At 55.7% G+C, this 5,849-nt stretch carries 4 protein-coding genes and 1 pseudogene; 3 read left to right on the top strand and 2 right to left on the bottom strand.

Going from position 1 to position 5,849, the window contains the following annotated elements; translation table 11 throughout:
* The first annotated feature begins 715 nt into the window (after nucleotides 1-715).
* From AC221Y_RS19280 to AC221Y_RS19290, 3 genes and pseudogenes are all read left to right on the top strand, one after another.
* Entirely contained in the window at nucleotides 716-1,492 is a 777-nt protein-coding gene (locus tag AC221Y_RS19280) for an enoyl-CoA hydratase/isomerase family protein (protein ID WP_299753841.1), read from the top strand.
* Nucleotides 1,464-3,029: an AMP-binding protein gene (locus tag AC221Y_RS19285; protein WP_299753842.1), complete on the top strand. Its 1,566-nt coding sequence runs from the start codon at nucleotides 1,464-1,466 to the stop codon at nucleotides 3,027-3,029. Before AC221Y_RS19280 ends, AC221Y_RS19285 begins: the two co-directional genes overlap by 29 nt.
* Before the next feature lie 211 nt (nucleotides 3,030-3,240).
* A pseudogene (locus AC221Y_RS19290) lies at nucleotides 3,241-3,707 on the top strand (DDE-type integrase/transposase/recombinase); the annotation flags it as partial.
* An 80-nt stretch (nucleotides 3,708-3,787) separates the two neighbouring features.
* Here the strand turns inward: AC221Y_RS19290 and AC221Y_RS19295 are convergent.
* Both AC221Y_RS19295 and AC221Y_RS19300 read right to left on the bottom strand, forming a co-directional pair.
* On the bottom strand, nucleotides 3,788-5,098 hold the full coding sequence (locus tag AC221Y_RS19295; RefSeq protein ID WP_486708073.1) for a TRAP transporter large permease: 1,311 nt from the start codon (nucleotides 5,096-5,098) through the stop codon (nucleotides 3,788-3,790).
* Between the two features lie 4 nt (nucleotides 5,099-5,102).
* Nucleotides 5,103-5,639, bottom strand: coding sequence for a TRAP transporter small permease (locus AC221Y_RS19300; protein ID WP_299752412.1), 537 nt, complete (start codon nucleotides 5,637-5,639; stop codon nucleotides 5,103-5,105).
* Nucleotides 5,640-5,849 lie beyond the last annotated feature (210 nt).

The following is a 5,849-nucleotide window of genomic DNA, read 5'->3' on the forward strand; positions in this document are numbered from 1 at the left end:
AGCGAGGGCAAATTTTGGGACGGTTGCAGAAATGGGCAGGGCGGTTACGCCGCATAAGAAGTTTCGTCGTGAAAAACGCATTTTCCGCTCCATTAATTCTAATATAGGAATATGAATGATTGTTCAGTGCGAAGCAACTAATTCGTCTACGCGTATTTCTCAATAAGTGCCTGCCAACCTAGGTTTCTCTGCCGAGTTCTTGCTGGTAATGACTGTCGATACAATTCTTGGATGGTGGCCGCTGCTGTACCTCCGTGGGCGTCTTGAAGCCGGTCCGACGGTGATGTGAGACAAAACCAACTTGAGGCGAGCAAGGCGGGTGCCTAGCCTCGTGGGATGACAAAATGCAGCACCTTCCGCTCCTTTGAGACGAGCCCAGAGACCGCCGCCTTTCGGTGATGATTTACGCTCGTTTCCCACTTCCGCTTCGCAATGTTGCAGACCTGCAGCATGAGCGCGGTATCGAAATCGGCTATGAGACGGCCCGGTTCTGGTCGCAATGCTTCGGTCCGATGTTCCCGGTGCAGGTCTCTAGGATCCCGATCAACTGCATGCGCTCGGCCTCTCACTGGCAGTTGTATGAGAGACTGGTTCGCACTCGTCTGACGGCGCCCTGTAGATAGCCCCTAAACCGGACTGCAAACCAGTTTCTGGTTGCAATCCCTGAGACGTTCCTGATTGGCTTGCGGGGTAGCAAGCGGTGGAGGTCTGGCACATGATGGATGATACAATTCTGACGACGATATCAGACGGCTGTCTGGTCATCACGCTGAACCGGCCTGACCGAATGAACGCGTGGGATATGGCCATGCGCGCGAAACTTATAGAAGCGCTGGAGGCGGCGTCCGAGGACTCGACCGTGACCTCAATCGTCTTGACCGGGGCAGGGGAGCGGGCCTTCTGTGCGGGACAGGACCTGAACGAAGCCACAGACTTCGATGAGGATTTCGCGGAAGTCTGGATTGACGGCTTTTCAAGGCTGTACCGAGCCATCCGCTCAATCGAAGTGCCAGTGGTTTCTGCAATCAACGGCGTTGCTGCGGGCTCGGCTTTTCAGTTTGTTTTGCTGACCGACATCCGGATCGGCCACTCGGGCGTCAGATTGGGTCAGCCCGAAATTAACTCGGGAATCGTCAGCATTACAGGCCCTTGGATCATGCGCGAGGTTCTTGGCCTGTCGCGGACCATTGAACTGACCCTGACGGGCCGGTTGATGGACGCCGAAGAAGCGCTTCGGCTTGGGGTGCTTCACGAGATTGCCGAACAGAGCTGCGTTCTGGACCGAGCTGTGAGCGTTGCCCGCAACTTGGGGGCCAAGCCCAAAACTGCAATGAAGCTAATTAAGCGGAGATTTTTTGAGGTGCTCGAGCCGGGGCTTGAAGACGCCGTCGCCGCTGCCAAGAAGTACCACCGCGCCTCGTTTGGTTCCGGTGAAATGCACGCCTCAACGCAGGCTTTTCTGGATGCTAGAGGCGGCCGCAAGCGTGACTAAGGCCGAAGGTCCCTTCGCCTCTGCCCCATTCTGCGGCACGCTTGCCGGCTTGTTGCTTGATCGCGCTGCAAGTGAACCGGACCGGGTTCTGATCACGTGGGAACATAGGCAGATCACGACGGCCGAAGTCGCATCGGTTGGCCACGCTTTTGCCAGTAAGTTACGAAGTCTTGGCGTCAAACCGGGCGATACCGTGCTGACGATGATGGATGCCGGGCCGAGCTACATCGCGCTGTTCCTCGCTCTGTCGCTGGTAGGGGCGACATGGGTGCCTCAAGCGCCCGATGCTCGCGGACCATCCCTGGCCCATGTCCTTTCGATTGCAAAGCCGGACCTTGTCATCGCAGCTCCGCACGCCGTCCATAACCTTATAGCGTCTGGCCACAATGACTTAAGTACCATTCTAGAGGTAGATAGCTGGGTGTGGCCAGAGCCTCCGGGTCTGAACCATTTTCCCGACCCTGTGCCATCTGACTCTGACAATGTGTGCGCAGTTCTGTTTACTTCCGGCACGACAGGACCGCCCAAAGGCGTGATGGTCACGGAAAGAATGCTTCTGGCCTCGGCCGCTGGATGCGCCCTTGCCAGCAAATGCGAGGCAGGAGATGCATTTCTGATGTGGGAGCCGATGCACCATATCGGCGGCCCGCAACTTGTCATAATGGCCTTGATCCATAGTGCGCGGCTGGTTGTCGTAAAACGATTCAGTGCCAGAAAATTTTGGCCGCTGGTGCGCGCCCATGAGGTAAACAAGCTTCACTATCTGGGCGGCATCCTTGAGATTTTGCTGAAATCGCAAGAACAACAAGACGACAAGGATCATCCCATCAAGCTGGCCTTCGGCGGTGGATGCAGGCCCGAGACGCGCCGTGATTTCATTGAGCGATTTTCGATCCCGATCCGCGAAGTCTTTGGGATGACCGAGGCATCAAGCTTCACCATGGTCGATGACAGGGGAACAATCGGGTCGATCGGGCAGGTGTTGCCTTGGATGGACGTGGAGCTGGTCGAGGAAGACGGGCAGCTTGTGGGCGAGGGGGCCGTAGGAGAGATCGCCGTCAGGCCCCGGCATAGTGGGCTTCTGACCCCCGGTTATCTTGGGGATGCGGAAGCGACTGCGCGACTTTTGAAAGGAGGCTGGCTTTACACCGGAGACTTGGGACGGCGGGATGTAGAGGGTAATTATTTCTTTCTGGGACGAAAGACTGATTCCTTGCGTCGCCGCGGTGAAAATATCTCGGCTTGGGAAATCGAGACTGGATTGGCCGGTCACCCTGATATTGCTGAAACGGCCATCGTTGGCGTGCCGTCCGAGATCGGCGAAGCGGATATCCTTTGTTTCATAGTCATGCGCGAAGGTATCGTTTTGGATCTCATCAAAATTGCGGAGTGGTGCCAAGTACATCTTCCCCGACAGCATGTTCCCCGGTACTGGAAGCAAGTCCAGGGCTTTGAGCGAACCCCAAGTCAGAGGATCAGAAAGGACTGTCTTGATGTCGATCTGGCCGATGCGATCGATTTAGGCGATGGCCAGTAAGCTCGGGATTAAATCCTACGGCTTTGCGGCGCGTGCGTTCAACCGGCTGTGCTATGGTGTATTTGATAACCGCGCTGATACAGCCGATGTTCGCCTCTAAAGCGATACGTACATATAATTTGCAGGCCTTTACAACTTTCTCGATTACTTGAACTGGTGATGGCGGAAGACGCCGGCTTGGGCGGGCAGGGCAGTTTCGCAGCATTTAAGGATGACAAAACGCAGTCCTATTCATTATTTCAAAACCTCGCACGAAATCAATTGCCTGGCCGCGATACTTTATGTTCGATTTCCGCTCTCGCGGCGGAATTTGGAGGGTCTTCTGCATGAACGCGGTATCGAAATCAGCCATGAAACGGTTCGGTTCTGGTAGAATAGATTTGGCCAGATGTTTGCTGCTGAGATCCGAAGAAACCGGGTCAGCTGGATGCGCGCGAATTCGAACTGGCAGTGGCATCTGGAGCTGGTTTTCGTGAAGATTAACTGCGAAACGCCCACCCTTTGGACGGCTTTGGATCACGACGCAGAAGTCCTGGAAAGCTAGGTTGCCAAGCGACGGGATCGCAAAGCGGCGTTGAGATTCATAAGACAATCAACGAAGCGCTAGGGAAGTCTGGAAGTAATCGTGACGGACGAACTTAGGCGTCCACGGCGCTGCAATGAAAGTCGTAGGCAACGCCCGGCCGCCAGGCCTGCCACAAGACCTAGGCGGCCGTGTCGGGTGCAGAACTCAAGCGCCCGACCAAAGTATTGCGTCATCATCCCTGGCCATCGCGCAGTTTTTCCGGCAACCAAAGCGCCAGATCTGGGAACCAGATCAGCACAAAGCACATTACTACCATGATCAGGAACATAGGCAGCGCGGCCTTGGCTATATAGCCCATTTCGTGGTCCGTCATTCCCTGCAAAACGAACAGATTGAACCCGATCGGTGGTGTGATTTGCGCCATCTCAACAACAACGACGACGAAGATGCCGAACCAGATCAGATCAATACCCGCCTCACGGACCATCGGTTCCACAACCGCCATTGTCAGCACCACCGAAGAGATACCGTCGAGGAACATGCCGAGGATGATGTAGAAAACCAAAAGCGCCATCAACAGTTGAAAACGCGTCAGTTCCATTACGGCGATGCCGTCCGCCAGAGCGCGCGGCAAACCCGTAAAGCCCATGGAAAGTTTCAGGAACGCCGCCCCCGCAAGGATCAGCATGATCATGGCTGACGTACGGGTTGCCCCCATCAGGCTTTCGCGGAAGCTGGTCCAATTGAGTGAGCCCTGCCCCGCCGCCAGGGCAAGCGAGCCTATAACACCGAATGCTGCAGCCTCGGTCGCAGTAGCGATGCCGGTATACATTGAGCCGATGACAACAAGAATCAGCAGAATGACCGGCAGCAGAAAACGCGAGTTCGAAAGTTTTTCGCTAAACGACATCGCGACTTCAGCGGTGGGTTTCCAGCCTTTCGAAAAGACCGAATAGGCCGCGACGTAGCCCATGAACATGAGCGCCAGAAAAAGCCCTGGGAAAACCCCTGCGAAGAACAGTTGCGTAATAGATTCGTTGACCGTCACACCATAGACAATCAATGCCAACGACGGCGGTATCATCAAGCCAAGCGTCGCCGCGCCGGCCAGTGTGCCGATGACAATATGCTCAGGGTAATTGCGCGCGCGCAATTCAGGGATCGACATTTTGCCGACCGTCGTCAGCGTCGCGGCGGATGAGCCTGAGACAGCCGCGAAGACGGTGCAGCCAACAATGTTGGTATGGACCAAACCGCCAGGAAGACGTGCCAGCCAGGGGGACAGGCCTTTGAACATATCCTCGGACAATCGAGTTCGATAGAGGATCTCACCCATCCAGATGAAGAGCGGCAGCGCCGTCAGTGTCCAGGATGATGAAGTGGCCCAGATCGTCGTGATCATGGTGTCACCCACCGGTCTCGAGGTGAATAGCTCCATCCCTACCCAGGCAACACCCATTAGGGCAACGCCGACCCAGACACCGGTGCCCAAGAGTAGAAAGAGAACGAATAGGAACAGAACGATCGCGTAAAGTTCGGTCATTGGCCTATTCCCCGAAGCTTTGATCGACAAGATCGCGGCCAATCCGGTGATTACCCCGGAAAACGACCGCAACGAGATTGTCCAGAAATGCGATACCCAGAATTGCGCCACCCAAAACCATGACCGATTGGGGGATCCATAGGGGTGTGGCGTCCTGGGCCTGGCTAACCTCGTTGAATTTCCACGACCAAAAAGTGAACCAATAAGCGTAATATACGAAATACCAGATAATGGTGGTCGCAATGCCGAAGCACCAGACCTCTAGCGCCCATTTGATGCGTGGGTTTACGGCGTTCAGTAGGATCGACACACGGATATGAGCGCCTCGGTTCAGGGCGCTGGCAAATGCTAGGAAGCTGGCGGCGGCCATGAAGTAGCCCGCGTAATTGGGCGCGCCTGGAAAGATTTCGCCGGTCCAGCGGGCAATCATCTGCGCGACAATCAGTAACAAGATCGCCACAAGGCAAAGTGCTGCGGCCACGCCAGAGGCTTTGTAGAGCCAATCCAGCAACGTCCGTAGCGGGCCAGTTTCTTCTGTCATGGGGCTGCCTCATAATTCGAGAATGAGTGGGGGCGCCGTTCATCTGGCGCCCCCACTCGATAGATTTTTTTACTGCGCTGCAGCTGCTTTGGCGCGGTAAGCTTCGACGATGGCGGCGCCTTCTTCACCGGAAGCCTCCAGCCATTCGGTGGTCATCGTTTCACCAATGGCACGTAGTTCGTCCATCAACGCATCGCCCGCGGGTGCGAC

The organism is Boseongicola sp. (genome assembly GCF_057460485.1).